This is a genomic window from Mycobacterium sp. 050134, assembly GCF_036409085.1.
Lineage (GTDB): Bacteria > Actinomycetota > Actinomycetes > Mycobacteriales > Mycobacteriaceae > Mycobacterium.
The window spans coordinates 102,603-124,825 of sequence record NZ_JAZGLV010000003.1 but is presented as its reverse complement, the minus strand read 5'-3'; the positions used below and the strand labels follow the sequence as shown (position 1 = coordinate 124,825).

Below are 22,223 nucleotides of genomic sequence, written 5' to 3'. Positions count from 1 at the left end.
CTCGTGGGGCGGTCAGTGCTTCGATGTTCGTGTGCTCGTTCACCCGCGTACTGGCCAGGAGTTCGATTCCCCGGTCGTCCCCGGCACCGGCTGGCCGGGCGACCCGGCGACGCCGCAGACCCCGGTGGCGGCGAACGCCGGTCAGGTCGTCGCCCTGGGCGCCCGCGCCGGTTCGATAGCGGAGCTCGACGCGATGGTCAGCGTTTGCCGGGCCTGCTCGCGGCTGGTCAGCTGGCGCGAGGACGTCGCGGTGGCGAAGCGCCGGGCGTTCGCCGACCAGCCGTACTGGGGGCGGCCGGTGCCGAGCTTCGGTTCGGAGCGGCCCCGGCTGTTGATCGTCGGGCTGGCGCCCGCCGCGCACGGAGCCAACCGGACGGGGCGCATGTTCACCGGCGACCGCTCCGGTGACCAGCTGTACGCCGCCCTGCACCGCGCCGGCCTGGTGAACCAGCCGACCAGCGTCGATGCTGCGGATGGATTGCGGGCCAAGGGGTTTCGCATCGTGGCACCGGTGCGGTGCGCGCCGCCGGCCAACGCCCCGACCCCGGCGGAGCGGGACACCTGCTGGCCGTGGCTGAACGCCGAGTGGCGGTTGGTCGCCGAACATGTCAGGGTCATCGTGGCGCTGGGGGGATTCGCCTGGCAGGTGGCACTGCGTCTGCCGGCCGCCTCCGGGATGCCCAAGCCCCGGTTCGGTCACGGCGTCGTCGCCGAACTCGGCTCCGGCGTGCGATTGCTGGGCTGCTACCACCCGAGCCAGCAAAATATGTTCACCGGTAGGTTGACTCCGGGAATGCTCGACGACATCTTCGCCCAAGCAAAGAAGTTGGCAGGGATCAATTGACTGACGTTCTGGTTTCCGGCGCCAGCGTGGCCGGTACGACGGTCGCGTACTGGCTTGCCCGGCACGGCTATTCGGTCACCGTGGTAGAACGCCACCCCGGGCTGCGGCCCGGTGGCCAGGCGATCGACGTGCGGGGCCCCGCGCTGACGGTGCTGGAACGCATGCAGCTGCGGGCCGCCGCCGACCACGTGCGGACGCGAATCCGAGGCGCGTCGGTCGTCGACGCCGACGGCAACGAGCTATCCCAAGACGTCGAATCGACGCCTACCGGCGGGCTCATCGCCAATCCCGACATCGAGCTGCTCCGCGACGACCTCGTCGAATTGCTCTACGACTCAACCAAACTCAACGTCGAATTCCTCTTCGACGACAGCATCGTCGCGCTGGAGGACGACGGCACATCCGTCGCCGTCACCTTCCAGCACGCCGACCCCCGCCGCTTCGACCTGGTCATCGGCGCCGACGGCCTGCACTCCACCGTGCGCCGGCTGGTCTTCGGCCCCGAGGAGCAGTTCATCGACCGGCTGGGCACCTTCGCGGCGATCTTCACCGTCCCGAACTTCCTCGACCTGGACTACTGGCAGACCTGGCACTACGGGGACTCGACCATGGCCGGCGTCTACAGCGCCCGCAACAACAAAGAGGCCCGGGCGATGATCGGGTTCATGGACCCGGAGCTGCAGATCGACTACCGGGACACCGAGGCCCAGCTCGTCGAGCTGGAGAAGCGGATGGCCGACGACGGCTGGGTGCGACCGCAGCTGCTGGAGTACATGCGCACCGCGCCGGACTTCTACTTCGACGAGATGTCGCAGATCAAGATGGATCGCTGGTCGCGGGGGCGTGTCGCGCTGGTCGGTGACGCCGCGTATTGCTGTTCGCCGCTGTCGGGCCAGGGCACCAGCGTCGCCCTGCTGGGCGCCTACGTCCTGGCCGGTGAGCTCAAGGCGGCCGGCGACGACTACGAGCTCGGGTTCGCCAATTACCACAAGGAGTTCAGCGACTACGTCAAGCGCAACCAATGGCTGGTCGTGGACAACATCCCGGGCGGTGCCCCGATCCCACAGGACGTGTTCGAGCGCATCGTCAACTCGATCACCCTGAAGGACTACTGACCGCCCGCTGCCCGAGGCTTCGCTGCCGGGCTTCTTTGCCGAGCAGACGCAAAAGCCCGCGACACGCCGAGGATGCGGGGCCTTTTGCGTCTGCTCGCGCGGGTCGAGAACGCGGGTCGGGAGCGCGGGGTGGGAACGTTCGCAGCGCCCATGGCGTTGACGCCATCGTGCGCCTTTCCGTCCTAGATCTCGTCCCGGTGCGCAGCGGCCAGTCGACCGGGGACGCGCTGGCGGCCACGGTTCAGCTGGCACAGGCCGCCGACCGGCTGGGCTTCACCCGCTATTGGGTCGCCGAGCACCACAACATGCCGTCGGTGGGCGCGACCAGCCCGCCGGTCCTGATCGCCTACCTGGCCGCGCAGACCACGCACGTGAGGCTGGGATCGGGCGGCGTGATGCTGCCCAACCACGCGCCACTGGCCGTGGCCGAGCAATTCGCGCTGCTGGAGGCCGCCGCCCCCGGCCGCATCGACCTGGGCATCGGGCGGGCGCCCGGATCCGACCCGGTGACGTCGTACGCCCTGCGCGGCGGCCGGGACGACCGCGACATCGAGAACTTCCCGGACTACCTCGACGACGTGGCCGCGCTGATGGGCGGGCGCGGCGTGGTGGTGCCGCTGCGGTCAGGGGAGTACCGGTTCAAGGCCACCCCCGCGGCGGCGAGCGAGCCGCGGCTGTGGCTGCTGGGTTCGTCGATGTACTCTGCGCACCTGGCGGCGGCCAAGGGTCTGCCGTATGTGTTCGCGCACCACTTCTCCGGGCAGGGAACCGAGGAGGCGCTCGAGGTCTACCGCTCCCGCTTCAAGCCCAGCGCCCTGACGCCCGAGCCGCTGACGTTCCTGACGGTCAACGCCGCGGTGGCCGAAACACGGGACGAGGCAATGGCTTTGATACTCCCCAATCTGCAGGTGATGGCGCGGCTGCGCACCGGACAGCCGCTGGGGCCAGTGCCGTTGGTCGAGGAGGCCGAAGTGGCCCAGCTCAGCCCGGAACAGCAGCACATCGTTGACAGTGGGTTGCGGCGCGCGGTCGTCGGCACGCCGGGGGAGGCCGCCGAGCAGGTGCGGGTTCTGGCCGCGCGGTTCGGCGTCGACGAGGTGATGGTGCACCCGGTCGCGTCCGCGCATCTCGGCACCGATCCGGCCACCGCGCCCGCGCGGGTCAACACGCTGGAGCTGTTGGCCAAAGAGCTGTTCTAGTGCTGTCGTTGCCGGGCACGCCGCCTCAGTCGCCGACGGCCGCCTGGTCGGGCGTGTGGCTGCTGATCCAGCGGTGCAGCTCTTCCGGCGGCAACGGCGGGCTGTGGATGAAGCCCTGGGTGATCGTGCACCCGTATCGCCGCAGCGCGTCCAGGGTCACTTCGTCCTCGACGCCCTCGGCGACCAGGTCGGCGCCGAGGCTGTGTGCGAGGGCGACCGTGGAGCGCACGATTGCCACCGATCTGGGGTCGTGCGCCAGCCGCGAGACGAATATCCGGTCGAGTTTGAGCTCGTCGACCGACACGTCCTGCAGGCGGGCCAGCGAGGAGTACCCGGTGCCGTAGTCGTCCAGGGAGATGCGCACGCCGAGCAACTGCAGGGCGGCGACCGTGTTTCGGGATCGCTCGGAATCGGCGAGGGCGCTCTCGGTGATCTCGACGATCAGCGCCTGCGCGGGGAGTCGGTAGGTCTGCAACAACCGCTCGATCGTGACCGCGAGGTCGAGGTCGAGCAGGTTGGTCGTCGAGAAGTTCACCGCGACGGCCAGCGAAAGTCCCCGGTCGCGCCAGCAACGAATCTGCTCGAGGGCGAGGTTGATCGCGAAGTTGCCGATCTTGCGATTGAGGCCGGCCCGCTCGGCGACGGGCAGGAACTTTTCCGGGAGGAGCAAACCGCGCGTCGGATGCCGCCAGCGCAGCAGCGCCTCCACGCTGTGGACGCTGCCGTCTTCCGCGTTGACCTTCGGCTGGTAGTAAAGGGTCAGCTCGTCGCCGCCGCGCAGGGCGGTACGCAGCTCGCCGATGAGCTCGGGGTCGTCGTCGCCGTACAGTTCGAACGCCGGGTCGTACACCGCGATCTTGCCGGCGGCCGACTTCGCATGGAGGATGGTCGTTTCCGCGCGAGTGAGCAACTCCTGGGGATGCTCGCAGTGGTCGGGGTACAGCGCGATGGCGATGCGGGCATCGATGTGGACGGTGATCGCATCCAGCTCGAACGGCTGGCTGACGGCGTCGAGCAGACGGCCCGCACCGTTCCGCGCGGTGAAGAGGTCGGATCGCACGGGGGCCAGCAGGATGGCGAATGAATCCTCGCTGACGCGTGCCAGCATGTCCTCCCGACGCACGATGCCCGCAAGCCTTCTCGCGATGTGCCCCAGCAGCTCGTCGGCGAACTGGCGGCCGATCGAACTGCTGATCTGCTGCAGCTGGCACACCTGCAACAACAACAGTGCTCGGCGCGAAGAAAGCCCGGTCAGCGTGGGACGCTCGGTCGACGCGGACGCCGACAGCGCCGTTAGGGCGGTCGCGAGGGACCGCCGATTGGGGAGCGCGGTCAGCTGGTCCGTCATCGCGTGCGCGTGGCTTTCGGCGACCATGGTGACCTGCCGGAACGTCACCGAAAACCGGATCGCGACGGCGATCAGGCTCAGCGCGGCGAGGGTCCACGCGACCGTTGAGTCGCGGCCCAGAGCGGCCACGCCGAGTGCCAGGACGGTGCAGGTGACCGGCACGCTGTACGAGCCGAGTCGTCGTCGGGGCATGGGCGCCACGGAGGACCACCTCACCCAGCTGGCCGTCGCGATCAGCAGCGACGAGGCGGGCCAAAGGGCGTCGAGCACGGTGCCCACCCGGAACGACCCCGCCGCGGTCTGGAAGAGATACGCGGTGTCGGCGACCGCGAACCCCACGAATCCGACCACCAGAAGCGCCCAGCGCGCCCCGTTGCGCCAACCGACTATCGGCAGCATGCTGACGGCCAGCGCCAGCAGGATCAGGTCACCGCACGGATACATCAGGCCGACCAACACGGTGGCCGGCGCGCGACCCGCGGCCGCCCGGGTGGGCCCGGTCATCAGCGCGGCCGCCAACGCGGCGATGGCCAGCGCGCACACCACCGAGTCGAGCCGGATGGGAATCGGCACGCCCTTCAACCGTGCCCGCATCAGCAGGAAAAGCCCGGCGTAGACGAAGGGGTAGAAAGCCAGGTAGGCCGGATCGGCGACCGACGGGGACTGCCCGTCCGGCACCCACAGCGCGTAGACGACGTCGCCTATGGCCAACAGTGCCATGCCGGCCGCGATCAACGACCAGGCAAACCGGTCGGCGCTCAGGCGGTAGGCCCGCGCGGCGATCAGCATGGCCCCCAGCACGTTGAGTGCCGAGTACAGGGTCTTGGTGAACAACACGTTGTGGCTGGCGCCGGGTTGCGCGATGGTCGACACGGTGAAGACGACCACGCCGATCGCCATGGCCAGCATCGCGAAACGGACCGGGATGGGTGGCCAGCGGACGACGTCGCGCCTGCGGTGGTGTCGATCGACGGTCGATGTCGCCGCGTCGGCGATCGGCCGCAGCGCCGGTGTCACCATCGTCCTGTTCCCGAACGCGGATCGCCAGGAGTCCTCCGGACCGGCAACGGATTCGTAGGCCGCGGAGATCGAAGTCGGCTCGGCGGCCGGGGCCGGCCTCGCGGTGTCGGGCGGCGCGGAATTCAGCGCCGCTTCGGGGATCAGGCTTCGGACGCATTCTCCGCCATCGCGTTTGGCGGTGTACATCGCCAGGTCGGCGTTCCGGAGAAGCTGCTCGACCGTGCAGGCGGATCCCGCCACCCCGACCGTGTAACCGATGCTCGGCCGGACCGGTAGGGGCACTCCGTCGATCACCATCACGGGGCTGAACGCCTCCAGCACCCGATGGGCCGCCGCGCGCGAATCGTCGAGCGAACCGACGAGCAGCACCGCGAATTCGTCACCGCCCAGGCGGGCGATGATGCCCTCCTCGCCCAGCGCGGCCGTGAGCCGCCCGGCGACCTGGACCAGCAGTTCGTCGCCGGCGGGGTGGCCGAGCGCATCGTTGACCGCTTTGAAGTTGTCGAGGTCCAGGCACAAGACGGCGATGGGTGTGGCGTCGTAATCCTGCCGGATGACCGCCTGTTCGAGCCGGTGCAAGAAGTAGGCGCGGTTGGCCAGGCCGGTGAGGCTGTCGCGGAACGCCTCCCGGGCGACCTCGGACAGCAGGCGCTGATTCTCGGTGAGGACCAGGAACTGGCGCCCGAGCACCGCGGCGACGAGGATCGCGACGGCGGCGAGCATCGGTCCGTGCGCCATCAGGCCCACCGCGTTGCGCAACCCGACCGCGGCCGCCATCAGCAGCGGCAGGTAGGGCACCCACAGCCGGGTTCTCGACAGCTTCTCGATGTCCCGCGACTCGGTGGCGGGGGGTTCGTTGACGCTGCTCAGCGCGGCTAGGGCAAGCAGCCCCAGCCCGGTGATCCTGGCGAGGTCGGCCACTTCGCCGACGTGATAGGTGCCGATCCCGGTCTTGAACACCATGGCGATGTCGGAGACGCTGATGATCGCCACCCCGCCGGCCAGTAGGTTGCGGCTCGGCAGGTCCCCGAGGCGTCGCCGCGACAGCATCAAGAGTGCCGTGGTCAGCAGGACGATGTCGTTGAAGACCTCGGCGACGGTCGTCACCCGAGACCCGCTGTCCTCGCGCAACTGTTTGTCCAGGACCAACACCCATGACACCACGAACAGCGACGTGGCCACGATGAGGCCGTCCAGTACCAACCGCCGGGGGCTGTGGCGGGAGACCCGGGACAACGGCACCAACGACGCCATGGCGCCGATCGGCCACAGGAGCAGCACGATCTCGGCGGCGGCCGGGTTCGTGGCGTGTGCCATATCCGGGCGGACGTCGTAGACCGCCCAGATGACCTCGCCCACCGCCCAGCCCAGCAGGGCGATCATCAGCCCGACCCATCCGAACCTCTGGCGGCCGGTGGTCGACGCGCGGGCCGCGTGAGCGGCGCACGCCGCCGCGAACAACAGGCAGACCATGATCACGATCACGTCGGCCGGCCGCGTGGCGTATTGGCCGTGCCAGCCCCACAGCGACGCGAAGACGACCGCCGCCCCGCAACGCCGTACACCCCGACGACAAGCCAGCCGACGGCCGCACGCAGGCCGAATCGCCGCCACGGATTGCCCGCCCAGCGCTTCATTAACCGCTCCAGCCGATTCGCGCCTCACGGTCAGCAAATAGGGAGATGCACCGCGCGCTAGTGGAGATTAAACCCGCTGCGGCGGGTTGAGGGGTCAACCCCGCGCAAGAACGAAGATCGGGAGCGGCCACGGCGTCCGCTTCCGGTAGCCGTTCGCACCGCTCTCGTTCACCAGCCGCCACCGGCGCGGGTTTTCGGCGGCGTCGCGGTCCACCTGGCGGGTGATCACCGCAGATCGCGGCGGGCGGACGTTGAGATCGCACCAGGAGGCGCCCAGGGTCTCACTCCGGCCGGTTCACGTCGACCCGGGCGAGGGCCTCGCGCAGGATCCGCCCGGTACCCTCTCGGTCGGGATCCCGGCGCAGCAGCAGCCCCTTGGCCATCGAGAGCTTGTCGCCCTCGCGGCGCGGCAACACGTGCAGGTGGATGTGAAAGACCGTCTGGAAGGCGGCCCTGCCGTCGTTGATCGCCAGGTTCGTCGCGTCGGCCAGTTCCGTCGCGCGCGCGGCCCGGGCGATCCGCTGGCCGACGCCCACCATTCCGGCCAGCGTCTCCGGCGGGGTGTCGGTGAGGTCGACGCTGTGGCGTTTGGGCAACACCAGGGTGTGGCCGCGGGTGAACGGGCGGATGTCGAGAATGGCGAGGTAGTCGTCGTCTTCGTGGATTCGGATGGCCGGGGCCTCCCCGGCCACGATCGCGCAGAACACGCAGGACATGCCGCCCACGGTACTGGTCGAGCCGGCCGGGGTACCCCGGGACCGGCCCCGGTCAGCGGGATACGCTGCGGCAGTGGACGCTCGCGACGTGGCCTTCGCCGGCGCGGCCGCACAGGCCCAGATGCTTGCCGACGGTGAACTGACCGCACCGGATCTGCTCGAGATCTACCTCGAACGAATCGCACGGCTGGACGACCAGCTGCGCTGCTATCGCGTGGTGCTTGCCGACGGCGCACGTTACGAGGCCGAAGTCGCGCAGGACCGCCTCGACGCGGGCGAGCGGCTGCCGCTGCTCGGAGTGCCCATCGCGATCAAGGACGACACCGACGTCGCGGGGGAGGTGACGACCTGTGGCAGCGGCGGCCATGGCCCCGCCGTGACCGCCGATTCCGAGGTGGTCCGCCGGTTGCGCGCCGCGGGCGCGGTCATCATCGGCAAGACGAACGTGCCGGAGCTGATGATGATGCCGTACACCGAGTCGCTGACGTTCGGGGCCACCCGCAACCCGTGGGACCTGCGGCGCACGCCCGGCGGCAGCAGCGGGGGCAGTGCCGCGGCGGTGGCGGCGGGCCTCGCACCCCTTGCGCTGGGATCCGACGGCGGCGGTTCGATTCGCATCCCCGCGACATGGTGTGGACTGTTCGGCCTCAAGCCGCAACGCGATCGGGTGTCCCTCGAACCGCACGACAATGCGTGGTACGGGCTGAGCGTCAACGGTCCGCTGGCGAGATCGGTGCGCGACGCCGCGGTGTTCCTGGACGCGACGTCGACGGTGCCCGGGCCCGAGGGCGAGTTCGTCGACGCGGCGGCGCGGGACCCCGGCCCGCTGCGAATCGCCCTGAGCACCAAGTCGCCGACTCCGCTGCCCGTGCGGGTGGGCAAGGCGGAGCTGACGGCGCTCGAGCAGGCCGGCGCGCTGTTTCGCGATCTCGGTCATGAGGTCGTCGTGGCCGATCCCGACTATCCGGCCACGGCGATTCCCGCGAACTACCTGCCCCGGTACCTGCGCGGGATCAGCGACGAGGCCGATGCGCAGGCCCATCCCGAGCGTCTCGAGCCCCGCACCCGCAACATCGCGCGCCTCGGTTCCTACTTCTCCGACCGGCGAATGGAAGCGATCGTGGCCGCGGAGACGGCGCTGAACGCGCGCATCCAATCGATCTTCGACGACGTCGACGTCGTGGTGACGCCGGGCACCGCGGCGGGGCCCTCCCGCGTCGGCGCCTATCACCGCCGGGGCGCGGTGTCGACGCTGCTGCTGGTGGCTCAGCGGGTGCCATATCAACAGATCTGGAACCTGACCGGCCAGCCGGTGGCGTCCGTGCCCTGGGACCTTGACGGTGCCGGTCTCCCGATGTCGGTGCAGCTCGTCGGCCGTCCGTACGACGAGGCGACGCTGTTGTCGCTGTCGGCGCAGATCGAAACCGCCCGGCCGTGGGCCCACCGCCGGCCCGCGTTCTCCTGAGCGCGGCTCATCGCCGGCCGGCGTTGTACCTTCACGTCGTGGAGGAAGAGGGGCAGCAGCAGCAAATCGACGGCCTGCTCGAGGGGCTCGAGGGCGCCGCGCGCGCCGAGCGGGCCGAGCTCGTGGAGTGGCTTTTCGAGCAGGGCGTCACCGCCGACGAAATCCGTGCGACCAGCCCGCCGCTCCTGCTGGCCACCCGGCACCTGATCGGCGACGACGGCACCTACGTGTCGACCCGGGAGATCAGCGAGACCCACGGCGTCGAGCTTGGTTTCTTGCAACGGCTGCAGCGCGCCATCGGGCTCGTCACCGTCGAGGACCCGGACGCGGTCGTCCACATGCGCGCCGACGGCGAAGCCGCCGCCTATGCGCAGCGGTTCGTGGACCTGGGCCTCGACACCGACGCGGTGGTGCTCGTGGTGCGGGTGCTGGCCGAGGGCCTGTCCCGGGCCGCCGAGGTGATGCGTTACTCCGCGCTGTCGGCGATCATGCGCCCGGGGGCTTCCGAGGTCGAAATCGCCAAGGGATCAAAGGAATTGGTGGGTCAGCTCGCGCCGATGCTGGGGCCCATGATCCAGGACATGCTGTTCATGCAACTGCGGCACATGATGGAGACCGAGGCCGTCAACGCCGCCGAGCGGGCCGCCGGCCAACCGCTGCCCGGGGCGCGCGAGGTGACCATCGGCTTCGCCGACCTCGTCGGGTTCACCCGGATAGGCGAGGCGGTATCGGCCGAGGAACTGGGGCACCTGGCGAACCGGCTGGCCGATCTCGCCCGCGACGTGACCGCCCCGCCGGTGCGGTTCATCAAGACGATCGGCGACGCGGTGATGTTCGTCTGCCCGGACCCGCTGCCGCTGCTCGACGTCGTCCTGAAGCTCGTCGAAGTCGTGGACACCGACAACGACTTCCCCCGGTTGCGGGCCGGGATGGCCTCCGGGATGGCGGTCAGCCGTGCCGGCGACTGGTTCGGCAGCCCGGTCAATGTCGCGAGCCGCGTCACCGGCGTGGCCCGTCCCGGCACCGTGCTGGTCGCGGATTCGGTGTGGGAGACCATCGAGGACGGCGGGAATTTCGTCGGGTCATTCGCGGGCGCGCGCCGCCTCAAGGGGATCAGAAACGAAGTCAAGCTGTTCCGCGTGCGCCGGGGGAACGGCGTCTCGGACCGCGGCTGACGCGGGGCGTCGCTCGGGTGAGTCAGCGTTCCGGGTTCCGGTGCGACCTGGGCTCCCCGGCGGCCTGGCCCGCCGCCTCCGCGCGGGCGCGCGCGGTACGGGCCGTTTCTCGGTTTTGCTGGGCGCGCGCCAGCGCGCGATCGACCTCCGGCGAGGGCGCCGTCGCGGTCAGGGCGACGCGTCGGACGCGGACGCGGTGGGCCCTTTGCCGGCACGCGTTGCAGCAGTAGCGCGCGTCCGCGCGACCGTAGAAGGAGGCACCGCACTCAAGGCACCGCAACTGGAGCGCGGCCACATCGGCATGCTAAGGCCGAATGCGGAGTCGCGCATCACGAACGCGTCCGTTTCACTTTCGCGGGTTTGCCAGCGGGCGGTGAGGCGCCAGCAGGTGGTGAACGCGTGGGCAGGCCCGGGCGACTCTGGGGGCGTACGTCTCCGTCATGCGCGTGTCGTACGCGGCCGGACTTCCTACCCCGCTTTCCGGCGCTTCGAATCGGTCGCTTCCGGGCCTGCTTCGACACCAAAAATACAACGTCGAGCTGGCGACATCAACGGTTCCGCCGCTGGAGCGGATGGGCCCAGGCCGCGTCCCGCGGTGCCCGGCGATTCGCCGTCGGCGAACGCCTGTCCGCTATGAAATGAAACGATGTAATTATGTAATCATGAAATCACACCACACTCATCGGCGGTACGGACGTCCCGGCGGTTGGCAGCAAGCCCAGCAACCCGACGCGAGCGGCGCCTCGGAATGGTTCGCCGGGCGCCTCCCCGAATCGTGGTTCGAGGGCGACCCGACGGTCGTCGTCGACCGCGAAGAGATCACGGTCGTCGGCAAGCTGGCGGAACCGGAAAGCGGCGGAGAGGCGGAAAGCGGGGACCGGGCCAAAGGCCGGGTCGCCAGATTCCGGGAAGAAACCCGGTCGGAGCGGATGCGCATCGCCGACGAAGCCGAGGATCGTTACGGACGCAAGGTTTCCTGGGGTGTCGAGGTGGGCTCCGAAGCGGATGCGGAGCGAATCCTGTTCACCCACATCGCCGTACCGGTCATGACTCGCCTGAAGCAGCCGGAACGGCAGGTGCTCGACACGTTGGTCGATGCGGGCGTCGCGCGGTCGCGGGCCGACGCGCTCGCCTGGGCGGTCAAGCTGGTCGGTGAGCACACCGAGGACTGGCTGGCCAAGCTGCGCGAGGCGATGTCCGCGGTGGACGACCTGCGCGCACAGGGACCCGATCTTCCGTCATAGGGCGGGGGCGTTGCGCGCCTTGGCCTTCGGCCGGGCGACTACTCCTTGTCGATCTTGCCGACGATCTTGTCGGCGATCTGGATGCCCTGATCGGTGATGTGGTACCCGCACGCTTTGAGGTCGACGATCACGTTGTTGGCGACGCTGGCCACGCGCTGGCATGCCCACCCGTCGGCACCCTCCTGGGTCTGCATCATGCTGATCTTCGGCGGGGCGCCCTCGAGTTGTCCGAGTGTCCACCGATAGCTCTTGCCGTTGCTATTGCTCACGCTCACGCTCTTGCCCCCGCAGCCCTTCCACTTGTCCACCGACGTCTGCAGGAACGCCTTCGCCTTGTCGGCGGTCGGAAACCCCACCACCGCCTGGTCCACCCAGTGGTCGTTGTTGTCGCCGGGCTCCCGGGACACCAGGTCGTTCACGCCCGTGTAGCCGCTGCCCGCGTACACCGTGCTCTGGCTCGCATAAAGCGCCGCCCTGCAGTCCGGCGCCGACAGCGTCGACGAGGACGTGTCCATCGACGTGATGGGGTTGCCGGGTTCGATGTTCGAGCCACCCATGATCGAGTTGATTTCCGAAGTGTCCAGCAGCAGCGACGCGAGGCGATCCGTCGGGACGGGGTCCGGCGGTGGCACCGGCTTGGGCCGGAAGACGAACCACGCACCCACCCCACCGACGACGAGCACCAGCACGACAGCGATGGCGGCGACGAGGGGCCACGGGCTGCGCTTGCGCTGTGGCGGTTGTCCCCAGGGGGCGGGGGGCTGCTGAGGCGGTGGCGTGTTCCAGCTGGGGGCGGGGCTGGCGTAGCCGGGGGCCGCGTAGTACTGCGGGGCGGGGGTGTACGCCGGGGGAGCCGGGGGTGGTGTGGTCGGCGCGGGAGTCGGGCGCGGCGGCGTGGAAGCGGGAGTCGGTGCGGGGGGTATGGGCAGGGGAGCGGGCGTCGCGGGCAGGGTGGCTTCCTGGCTGCGACGCAGGATGTGGGCCGCGTGGTTTTGGTCGGGGTCGGACAGGGCTTCGTGAGCGGCCAGGGCGAGGTCGCCGGCGCTGGCGTAGCGGTCTTCGGGCTTCTTGGCCATGCCCCGGGCGATGACGGCGTCGAAGGCTTTGGGGATGCCGGCGCGTTGGGTGCTGGGTTTGGGGATGGGGTCCATCAGGTGGGCGGTGACCAGCACGCTGGCCGAGTCGGCGCGATAGGGCGGCGCGCCGGTCAGGCATTCGTGCAGCACACAGGCCAGGGCATAGATGTCGGCGCGGTAGGTCACCTCGTCGTTGGAAAACCGTTCGGGGGCCATGTATTTCCAGGTGCCCATGGCCGTGCCCAGCTGGGTGAGTTTCTCGTCGGTGGTGGCGCTGGCGATGCCAAAATCGACCAGGTAGGCGAAGTCGTCGCCGGTGATGAGGATGTTCTGCGGTTTGACGTCGCGGTGCATGACCCCCGCGGCGTGGGCGGCGTCCAGCGCCGAGGCGACCTGGGTGATGATGGCGACCGCGCGCGGCGGGGTCAGGGGCCCGTAGCGCTTGAGCACGCTGTCGAGGTCGGTGCCCTCGACCAGGCGCATCTCCAGGAACATCTGCCCGTCGATTTCGCCGTAGTCGTGGATGGGCACCACGTGGGGTTCCTGCAAACGCCCGGCGATGCGGGCCTCGCGCTTCATCCGTTCGCGAAACACCGGGTCCTTGCTGAACTCGGCGGTCATCAACTTCACCGCCACCGTCCACTCCTTGACGGTGTGCTCGGCCTCGTAGACCTCGCCCATTCCGCCCCGGCCCAGCAGCCGTTTGAGCCGATAGGGTCCCAACACCGAACCCACCCGCGCGGCCTGCCCGTCACTCATCTGAGAACCTCCAAACCAACCCAGGCCCGCCGACCATATCAACAATCTCGCGGGCCGATCGGTCGGTTGCAAGCCCCGTCCAGCAATCACGCCGCCGGTCAAGGGCACGCGGACCGGCCGGCGGGTGGGACTGGCGACCGAATCACCTACCGGCCTTGCGTTGCGGGTCGAGCCGCCTCAGCGCGACCGCGAGGAGCATCACCAGCACGATGGCCTGCGCCGCGCATGCGCCCGCGGCGATCAGCCAGCTGCCGACCGCGTAGTCCCACATCGGGTCCTGGTCCCCGGCCGCGGTCCGGCGCAGGTCGTTGAGGTCGACGGTGGACGCCGCCATGGCGTAGGCCCACCGCGACCGCGACAGCCACGCGAGTTGCTCGAGCGGAGGCCTGCCCTTCACCCCGAACATCCCGCCGCACAGCACGAGTTCGGCCATCACCACCAGCACCAGCAGCTGCGAGGGCTGAGTCGACTTAGTGGCGATCGCCTGGCTCAGCGATAGCCCCGCCTCGCCCGGCACCGCGTGCGCGAACAGGCTCAGCAGCAGCGGCAGGATCAGCAGCGTCACCGGGTACTGCCGGTCGGCGGCGATGACGGCCAGGTACCGCCGGCACAGGGCGCGGAACTGGGCGAACGCGCTCTGCTGCGCGACCGGCCCGGTGGCCGGCCCGGACGGCTGCGGGGGCCGCTGGGCGCGACGGGGACCGGTCAGTGCGTCATGCAGAGGAGATGCGACGAACCGCCCCGTCCAATCGGTCGTGGTGTCGTGCTCGAGGAGGTTGAACAAGTCCGCGAAGTCATCGCAGTTGAAGTAGCTCAGCGCCTGCCGGGGGGGACCGAAGTAGGCGAGGCGACCGCCCGGTGCCAGGATCAACAGCCGGTCGCACAGGTTGAGCTGGGCGGTGTTGTGCGTGACGACCACGACCGACCGGCCGTCGTCGGCCAGGCTGCGCAGGGTCTGCATGACCGACTTCTCGTAGCCCGGGTCGAGGCCCGAGGTGGGCTCGTCGAGGAACAGCAGCGACGGCTTGGTCAGCAGCTCCAGCGCCACGCTCGTGCGCTTACGCTGACCGCCGGACAGGGTGTCGATGCGTTGATCGGCGTGGGCGGTCAGCCCCAATTCGGAGAGCACCTCGTCGATGCGCTGCTTGCGTTCCCCGCCGGAGATATCTTGCGGAAACCTTAGCCGCGCAGCGTAATTCAGTGCCCACCGGACGGTTAGCGGCGTGTGCAGGATGTCGTCATGCGGCACGAAACCGATCCGGTGCCGAAGCTCCGCGTAGTTCTTGTAAAGGTCGGGTGTTTCCCGGCGCGCGTCCGATCGTGACGACGATCTGGTCGATCGTGTGCACCGCGGTCGGCGGACGCGCGACCGGCGTCTCGCCGCCCCGCCGTTGCGGGGGTGCGACGTGCGCCGGCCGGGGCGGTTGCGCGATGGGGTGGAACTCGAGGGCCTCGCCCGACGAGGCGGAGCTCAGCAGCACGGTGACCGGTTGCGTCACCGTCAGGCGCTCCACGCGCTGCCCGTTGACGAACATTCCGTTGCTGCTGCGGTTGAGCAGCACCCACCCGTTGGGGGTCGGCTGCAGGACCGCGTGGTCGCGTGACACCCGCGGATTCTCCAGCCGGACGTCCGCTTCGTTGGCGCGGCCGATCCGCCAGCTGCGGCCACCCGTGGCCTGCCCCCGGCGCCCGGACGCCCGTAACTCCAGGCGCGGTGCCGCACTGGTGGTGACGATCTCGGTCCTGTCGTCCACGCGCGTAGCCTCCGCTGCATTCAGGTGGCCGCCTCCACGGCCGTCATGACTGCCCTAAGAGTGCGACGTCCACCACTTGTATAGCTGATCGAGGTTGGGTCCTTGGGGATTTCCGCCAACGAGGGCGAACACCATGGTTTGCTGATTTGCTCCACATCACCTGCGGCTCGTCGCCCTGGTACGTGCCGTACGCGAGCTGCCCGAGGACGGCGTTCGGGTCCTTGGTGTGCCACCAGGTGCCCGGTGAGGCCTTGCCGGCCGGGCACGGGACCAGGGTGTCGCTCTTGCTGAAGCCGGTGAAGGCATCTTGCAACCCCGGCAGGCCCGAGAACAGCCCGTACGCCGAGACCGATGGGCCGTCGGGGTCGGTGTTGGGCCCGCACACGACCGAGACGACCGCTCCCGGCATCGATTGGCCCTGCGGCTTGCAGGAGCCGGGCGGGTAACCGGGTGGTAACAGTCCCAGCAACTGGTTCACGGCGCCGGTGGCCGGGCTGGACGGTGACGTGAATGTCGTTGTCGTCGTGGTGGTCCGGCTCGTCGTGGTGGTTGTGGTGGTCGAGCTTTGCGTCGTGGCGGCGTTGTCGTCGTCATTGGTGGCGACCGCGACTCCGATCGCGACGAGGATCAGCACGACGACGACCGCTGCCGCGATGGCGACGATGACCCAGGGGTTGCGCTTGGGCGGGACATGCCCCCAGGGCGGGGGGCCGGTGATCGGCCCCGGCGCGCTCTGTGGCGCACCGGCCCAGTGCGTTTGGTAGTACGGCCCGTGGGGCTGATTGGGCCCGCGCATCGGTCCGCTGTCGGCGGGACGGGCATGGCCGCCGGGCGGCGCCGTCGGCATGCCCCCGGAGTTGAGCGGGTTCGCCGGCGCCCGCTGGAGCGCGTCCCGCAGGCCGGGCAGCGTCGATTCCGCGCTGCGGCGCAGGATGTTCACCGTCTGCTCGCGATCGGGGCTGGTAAGGGCGTCCGCGGCGGCCCGCGCCAGCTCACCGGTGCTCGCGTAGCGATCGTGCGGATGTTTGGCCATGCCCCGGGCGATCACGGCGTCGAAGGCCTTCGGGATGCCGGCGCGGTGGAAGCTCGCCCGGGGGATGGGTTCGTTCAGGTGGGCGCCGACCAGCACCCCGGCGCTATCGGATTGGTAGGGCGGGGAGCCGGTCAGGCATTCGTACAAGACGCAAGCCAGCGAGTAGACGTCGGCGCGATGGTCCACCTTGTCGTTGGAAAAGCGTTCGGGCGCCATGTATTTCCAGGTGCCGATCGCCGTGCCGACCTGGGTGAGTTTCTCGTCGGTGCTGGCGCTGGCGATGCCGAAGTCGACCAGGTAGGCGAAGTCGTCGCGGGTCACCAGGACGTTGGACGGCTTGACGTCGCGGTGGCTCACCCCCGCCGCGTGCGCGGCGTCCAGCGCCGACGCGACCTGGGTGACGATGGCGACCGCCCGGGGCGGGGTCAGCGGCCCGTGGCGCTTGAGCAGACCGTCGAGGTCGGTGCCCTCGATCAGGCGCATCTCCAGGAACATCTGGCCGTCGATCTCGCCGTAGTCGTGGATGGGGACCACGTGCGGCTCCTGCAGCCGGCCGGTGATCCGCGCCTCGCGCTTCATCCGCTCGCGGAACACCGGGTCACGGCTGACGGACTCCGACATCAGCTTGAGGGCGACGGTCCAGCCCTTGACGGTGTGCTCCGCTTCGTAGACCTCGCCCATCGCGCCGCGGCCAAGGGTTCGTTTGAGTTCGTACGGACCGAACTTCGACCCCGCCCGCGAGTTCGGCGCCCCGCTCATCCCTGATCCTCCCGCCAAACCTTGCCCCCGCCGACCCTACCAACAACCGATGCCCGCGACGCGGGCCCAGCAAACACCCGGCCACTCGGGCCGTCGCGGCGGAGTGCCGGCGATCAACAGCTGTTGCGCCACCGCATATTTCGCCGTGCCTCGCGCGGGCCGCGGCCCAACCCGTCTGCCGCGGCGGGCCGCACGTCGCGCCTGGCTGCCTAGCGAACCCGCTGCCGTGCAACGTGATTCAGACTTCTGAAGCGCCTCCGGTGGTCTCGAACGTGAACTCGTGGTCGCAGATCCGGATGTGGTCGCCGTCGTGCAGCGTGGCCGCGGAGCGGATCCGCTGATGCTGGACGTGCACGCCGTTCGACGACCGGAGGTCGTTGATGATGTAGTTGGTGCCGGTGTCGACGATGACGGCGTGATTCCGGCTGACGTTGGGGCTGTCGAGCACGATGTCGTTGTCGCTGAGCCGCCCTATCCGGGTCGCCGCGGCCAGCAGTGGGTGGCCGCGGCCCGAGGGCTCCCGCAAATATGCGATCGCCTTCTGCCCCGACACCAGGGTGCGTTGGTCGAGCACGGTGATGGTTCCCACGGCGGTGGTCTTCGCCGATTTCTTCACGTCCAGCGGCTCCTGGCACAGTATCCGGTCATTGAGGGCGCGCAGGGTCGGTCCGGGGTCGATGCCGAGGTCCTCGGCGAGCGTCGTCTTGACCCGGCGATACGCGGCCAGAGCATCGGACTGACGGTCGGTGAGGTAGTAGGCCGTGATCAACTGGTTCCACAGCGGCTCGCGGTAGGGATGTTCCGCCGTCAGGGCCTCCAGTTCGGAGATCACGGCCGAAGCGCGGCCGCAGGCGATTTCGGCCTCCGCCAGCGCCGTGTGAACGAGGATCTTCTCTTCCACCAATGAGGTCGCATAGGTTTCGATGAACTGAAAGTCGCGCAGGTCTTCGAGCACCGGCCCGCGCCATTGCGCCAATGCGGCCGACAAGTGCAGACTGGCCTGCTGGAACCGGCCGGACGCCGCCGCGTGCACCCCGGCGGTCTTCTCGGCGATGAACCGGCCGAGATCGCAGGCGTCGTCGGGGATGCTCAGGCGGTAGCCCGGGGGCGCCGCCGCCAACACCCCCTTCGGGTCGATTCCCTGGCCGCTGAGAAGCTTCCGCAGATTGGACACGTATGAGTGGATGCTTGCCCGCGCTCCCGACGGGGGCCAGCCCTCCCACAGCGCGGTGATCAACCGGTCGACGCTGACGGCACTGTTGCGGTTCATCAGCAGCAGGGCCAGCACCGCCCGCTGTTTGGGGGTGCCCAGGGGCACCGGGACGCCGTCCACGCCCATCTCCAGCGGCCCGAGCAGGCCGAGTTCGAGACGTGTGTCCACCATCGCGCTTACCAACCCCTCGGATTCTCCGGGACGTCGCCGATCATCGATGATGTCATTGTGGTATGAACCGGGCGGGTTCGGTAAGAACCCCGCGCACCGCCGCGTCGGCCCGGTGGGGCTGTCCGCCCACGCCCTAGCGGGGGGTGACGCGAATTCGCATGTCGCTCAACACGAGCGGGCTCAGTGGCGGATCGTGTCGGTGGAGACGACTACCAGCTCGTTGCTGGTGTCCCACGCCTTGACGAACAGGGCGAGCGGGATCTGTTCGTCGCGGCCCCTGGGGTTGCCGCTGTCGTTGAGGTGCACGACGTTGTTGGCGGTGTCCACACCGGTCACCACCACGGCGTGGTCGGAAACCGGGTTGCCGTTGTCGTCCTCGGTCTCGACGGGCTGACCCCAGATCATCTCGGCGTTGACGCTGACCATCACCGCATGGCCACTGCCCAACAGGCGTTCGATCCCCCCAATGCCGGCGGGAATCCCGGTCTTGGCCGCGTGGTCCTTGTCGCTGATCACCGCGTCGATCTTGTGCTGCTCGAGCAGGTTGGGCACGTCGCCGAACATGATGCCCCTGCCCCGAATTCGGGTCCCTGGTGTTGGACGGCTTGATGTAGATCGAGCCGGGGTGGATGGCGCTCGGCGTGGACTGGGCCTTCTTGATGATCGCCTGCTCCGACGGTTCCCTGCCGGTCAGTTGGCCCACCAGGTCCGCGCTCGACATGATGACGCAGTCGTCATACTTCTGGTGCCGCCACCACCGCGCGGCGGCCGCGGGGTCGCCGTACCTGGTGCCCGAGGCCGCGCCGGCCGGGGCGGCCAACCCGAGAGCGATGACACCGGCGGCCGCCCCGACGGTGACCGTCTTGGCCTCTTCGTTATCTCCACGAATTCTTGGAACGACCCGGCGCCGGTGAGCGCAGTGGAGTCGGTATGGTCGCCGGGGTCGCCGTCGCGACCGAGTGTGCGTTCAGGTACTCGACTGTGAATGGCCGGATGCGAAATGTGTGGAATCGGCGCCCGGAATGCACACTCGACGCCCGGAATGCACACTCGACGCCCGGAATGCACACTCGACCGCTAGGTCGGGTGTAACGGAAAAGACCCGGTGCCGGTGCAGCCTGGGCGGTCAGTTACACGCCCAGGTATCGATGTAGCCGCCGCCCAGCTTGGTGAGGGCGTCGCGCATCGCGGCGCTCAGCGTGGGGCCGATCCCGCCCTGGAAGGCCCGTCCGTTCGCGGCGACGGCACCGCAGTCGTTGAAGCTGGTGAGCACCTTGCAGTCGGCATAGGCGCACGACTTGACCGCGGTGGCCTCGGCGGCCGGGCGCCTCGTTGCTTGACGTGGTCGCCGTGGTGCCCGCCGAGCCACCGGCGCCGCCTGAACCGGGCTTGCTTCCACAGCCGCCGATCGCGAGTACTACGGCGAGGGCGGCGATCACGGTTCGAGGCGGAAGCTTCATCGACATCTCCTTTTGGTTTGCCCACAGCTTGTATCTGCATAGCAAACCCCGGTGCAGCCAATCAACAACTCGAACTCGGGCCGCCGCACGTGAATTGCCCTTTTCCGGATAGGTTCTCGCGTGCGTTTGACACGGTAGTTGGAGTCGCGCGGCCCGCCAATTCACCCCAGCAAAGTCCGCCGGGCGGGCGGTCGTCAGCGGCCGGGCCGTCGGTCGTCGCTCCGAGATCGGCGTGCGGGTCGTGCTTTGGCGCGGATCGCGACCACCGCCGCAATCTCGGCGCCGAAAACAGATCTCGAGCCTAAGCCCGGGTCATCGCGTAGTAGGCGCCCCGCCGGGACAGGAGCTCGGCGTGGTTGCCCTGTTCCACGATGCGTCCAGCCTCCACCACGAGGATGCGGTCGGCGTCACGGACCGTCGAAAGCCGGTGCGCGATAACGAAACTCGTCCTGTCTCGGCGCAGTTCGGTCGTGGCCCGTTGGATCAGGACCTCGGTGCGGGTGTCCACGGAACTCGTCGCCTCGTCCAGGATCAGCAATTGCGGACGGGCCAGGAACGCGCGCGCAATGGTGATGAGCTGCTTTTCGCCCGCGCTGATGCTTCCGCCGTCGCCGCTGATCCGGGTCTGGTACCCGGCGGGCAGCGTGTGCACGAACCGGTCGACATAGGCGGCGCCGGCCGCCTCCGCCACCTCGTCGGCGGTGGCACCCGGCCGCCCGTAGGCGATGTTCTCCTCGATCGTCCCCTCGAAGAGCCAGGTGTCCTGCAGCACCATGCCGATTCGCGATCGCAGTGACTCCCGGCTCATCGCGGTGATGTCGACGCCGTCGACCAGGATCCGCCCGGAATCGACGTCGTAGAAGCGCATCAGCAGGTTCACCATCGTGGTTTTGCCCGCGCCGGTCGGCCCGACGATCGCCACCGTGCTGCCCGGTTCGGCCACCAACGACAGGTCTTGGATCACCGGCACGCCCACACGGTAGGCAAAGCTCACATGTTCGAACTCGACACGGCCGCCCTGCCCGTTGGTTCCCGGAACAGGCGCCGAGCCGCGGTACACCGACGGTCGCGGTTCGGGCGCTGGGTCCGGCGGCTCCTCGGGCTCGTCGAGCAGGCCGAACACCCGCTCGGCGCTGGCAACCCCGGATTGCAGCATGTTGTACATCCCGGCCACCTGGCTGAGTGGTGCGTTGAACTGCCGCACGTACTGGATGAACGCCTGGATGTTGCCGAGTGTGATGTGCCCCGTCGCCACCTGGATGCCCCCGACCACCGCCACCGCGACGTAGCCGAGGTTGCCGACGAACGTCGTCGCCGGGCTCACCAGCCCGGAGACGAACTGAGCGCCGAAACTCGCCCGGTAGACGTCGTCGTTGTAGCGGCGGAATTGCTCGCGGGCGGCCGCCCCGTGCCCGAACGTCTTGACCACCGTGAATCCGCTGTAGGTCTCCTCGATGTGGGCGTTGAGGCGTCCGATGCTGGTCCACTGCGCCACGAAGAGCCGTTGCGAGCGCCGCGCGATTGCCCGCGTTGCGAGCAGCGACAACGGCACGACCGCGACGGTGATGAGGGTGAGCATCGGCGAGATGGACAGCATCATCGCGAGCACCGTCACAAAGGTCAGGATCGCCGTCAACAGCTGGCTGATGGTCATCGACAGGGACGACTGGACGTTGTCCACGTCGTTGGTGACCCGGCTGAGCAACTCCCCGCGCTGCCGGCCGTCGAAGTACGACAGCGGCAACCGGTGAATCTTGTCCTCGACGTCGGCGCGCAGCGCCACCATGGTGCGCTGCACGGTGACGTTGAGCAGCCTGGCCTGTCCCCACATCAGCAGTGCGGCAAGCGAATACAGCGCCAACGCTAGCGCCAGCGTCCTCGCCACGGCGCCGAAGTCCACGCCCCGACCGGGAATCACGCTCATGCCCGACAGCAGGTCCGCGAACGCGTTGTCCCCATGCGCCCGCGCCGCCGCGATGGCCTGCGCTTTGCTGATCCCCGGCGGCAGCCGTCGGCCGACCACGCCGTTGAACAGCAGATCGGTGGCGTGGCCCAGGATTCGCGGCACGAGCACGCCGATCACCGTGCCGGCGATCCCGAGGGTCAGCACCGTCACGGTCAACCCCCGTTGCGGCGCAAGCCGTTTGAGTAGCCGGGTGGCCGAGCCCCAGAAGTCGCGCGAGCGCGCCGCCGGGGGCGGGGCGGGCACCCCGCGGGCCGGCTTGCTGGGCGCGG

Annotated in this window: 11 protein-coding genes and 4 pseudogenes; 6 read left to right on the top strand and 9 right to left on the bottom strand. The window is 69.2% G+C overall.

The features are described 5' to 3' along the window. Positions 1-31 precede the first annotated feature (31 nt). From SKC42_RS04415 to SKC42_RS04405, 3 genes are all read left to right on the top strand, one after another. The gene (locus SKC42_RS04415) at positions 32-844 is read left to right on the top strand and encodes a uracil-DNA glycosylase (RefSeq protein WP_330963088.1); all 813 of its coding nucleotides are present in this window, start codon (positions 32-34) and stop codon (positions 842-844) included. Beyond that, complete coding sequence (locus tag SKC42_RS04410) at positions 841-1,959, top strand: FAD-binding protein (RefSeq protein WP_330963087.1); 1,119 nt, start codon at positions 841-843, stop codon at positions 1,957-1,959. Before SKC42_RS04415 ends, SKC42_RS04410 begins: the two co-directional genes overlap by 4 nt. 167 nt (positions 1,960-2,126) lie before the next feature. Next, positions 2,127-3,158: an LLM class flavin-dependent oxidoreductase gene (locus tag SKC42_RS04405; protein ID WP_330963086.1), complete on the top strand. Its 1,032-nt coding sequence runs from the start codon at positions 2,127-2,129 to the stop codon at positions 3,156-3,158. A 25-nt stretch (positions 3,159-3,183) separates the two neighbouring features. Here SKC42_RS04405 and SKC42_RS04400 read toward each other — a convergent pair. Then, positions 3,184-7,091 (bottom strand): annotated as a pseudogene (locus tag SKC42_RS04400) (diguanylate cyclase domain-containing protein). A gap of 353 nt (positions 7,092-7,444) precedes the next feature. Continuing rightward, complete coding sequence (locus tag SKC42_RS04395) at positions 7,445-7,879, bottom strand: HIT family protein (RefSeq protein WP_330963084.1); 435 nt, start codon at positions 7,877-7,879, stop codon at positions 7,445-7,447. 73 nt (positions 7,880-7,952) lie between these two features. On the opposite strand from SKC42_RS04395, the gene SKC42_RS04390 reads away from it, so the two are divergent. The 3 genes from SKC42_RS04390 to SKC42_RS04380 all read left to right on the top strand — a co-directional run bounded on the left by SKC42_RS04390 (position 7,953) and on the right by SKC42_RS04380 (position 11,763). Next, positions 7,953-9,344, top strand: a complete 1,392-nt coding sequence (locus SKC42_RS04390; protein ID WP_330963083.1) for an amidase — start codon at positions 7,953-7,955, stop codon at positions 9,342-9,344. Between the two features lie 38 nt (positions 9,345-9,382). Beyond that, entirely contained in the window at positions 9,383-10,519 is a 1,137-nt protein-coding gene (locus SKC42_RS04385; RefSeq protein ID WP_330963082.1) for an adenylate/guanylate cyclase domain-containing protein, read from the top strand. A 662-nt stretch (positions 10,520-11,181) separates the two neighbouring features. Further along, positions 11,182-11,763, top strand: a complete 582-nt coding sequence (locus SKC42_RS04380) for a hypothetical protein (protein WP_330963081.1) — start codon at positions 11,182-11,184, stop codon at positions 11,761-11,763. Between the two features lie 38 nt (positions 11,764-11,801). Here SKC42_RS04380 and SKC42_RS04375 read toward each other — a convergent pair whose 3' ends face one another. From SKC42_RS04375 to SKC42_RS04345, 7 genes and pseudogenes are all read right to left on the bottom strand, one after another. Further along, on the bottom strand, positions 11,802-13,598 hold the full coding sequence (locus SKC42_RS04375; protein WP_330963080.1) for a serine/threonine-protein kinase PknH/PknJ: 1,797 nt from the start codon (positions 13,596-13,598) through the stop codon (positions 11,802-11,804). Positions 13,599-13,740: 142 nt separating this feature from the next. Beyond that, positions 13,741-15,352: pseudogene (locus SKC42_RS04370) on the bottom strand (ATP-binding cassette domain-containing protein). A 43-nt stretch (positions 15,353-15,395) separates the two neighbouring features. Then, on the bottom strand, positions 15,396-17,144 hold the full coding sequence (locus tag SKC42_RS04365; protein ID WP_330963079.1) for a serine/threonine-protein kinase: 1,749 nt from the start codon (positions 17,142-17,144) through the stop codon (positions 15,396-15,398). Between the two features lie 238 nt (positions 17,145-17,382). Continuing rightward, positions 17,383-18,528, bottom strand: a complete 1,146-nt coding sequence (gene embR, locus SKC42_RS04360) for an ATPase/transcriptional regulator EmbR (RefSeq protein WP_330963078.1) — start codon at positions 18,526-18,528, stop codon at positions 17,383-17,385. Positions 18,529-18,708: 180 nt separating this feature from the next. Beyond that, positions 18,709-19,417 (bottom strand): annotated as a pseudogene (locus tag SKC42_RS04355) (hypothetical protein). Positions 19,418-19,654: 237 nt separating this feature from the next. Then, positions 19,655-19,855, bottom strand: a pseudogene (locus SKC42_RS04350) (DUF4189 domain-containing protein); the annotation flags it as partial. 434 nt (positions 19,856-20,289) lie between these two features. Beyond that, positions 20,290-22,197 (bottom strand): ABC transporter ATP-binding protein, encoded by a 1,908-nt coding sequence (locus tag SKC42_RS04345; RefSeq protein WP_442931989.1) that lies wholly within the window; start codon positions 22,195-22,197, stop codon positions 20,290-20,292. Positions 22,198-22,223: the final 26 nt, after the last annotated feature.

Bases quoted from the DNA above. Each gene is read 5' to 3' on its own strand.
- SKC42_RS04395 (WP_330963084.1), bottom strand. From the start codon at position 7,879: ATGTCCTGCGTGTTCTGCGCGATCGTGGCCGGGGAGGCCCCGGCCATC.
- SKC42_RS04380 (WP_330963081.1), top strand. From the start codon at position 11,182: ATGAAATCACACCACACTCATCGGCGGTACGGACGTCCCGGCGGTTGG.
- SKC42_RS04375 (WP_330963080.1), bottom strand. From the start codon at position 13,598: ATGAGTGACGGGCAGGCCGCGCGGGTGGGTTCGGTGTTGGGACCCTAT.
- SKC42_RS04365 (WP_330963079.1), bottom strand. From the start codon at position 17,144: ATGAGCGGGGCGCCGAACTCGCGGGCGGGGTCGAAGTTCGGTCCGTAC.
- embR (WP_330963078.1), bottom strand. From the start codon at position 18,528: ATGGTGGACACACGTCTCGAACTCGGCCTGCTCGGGCCGCTGGAGATG.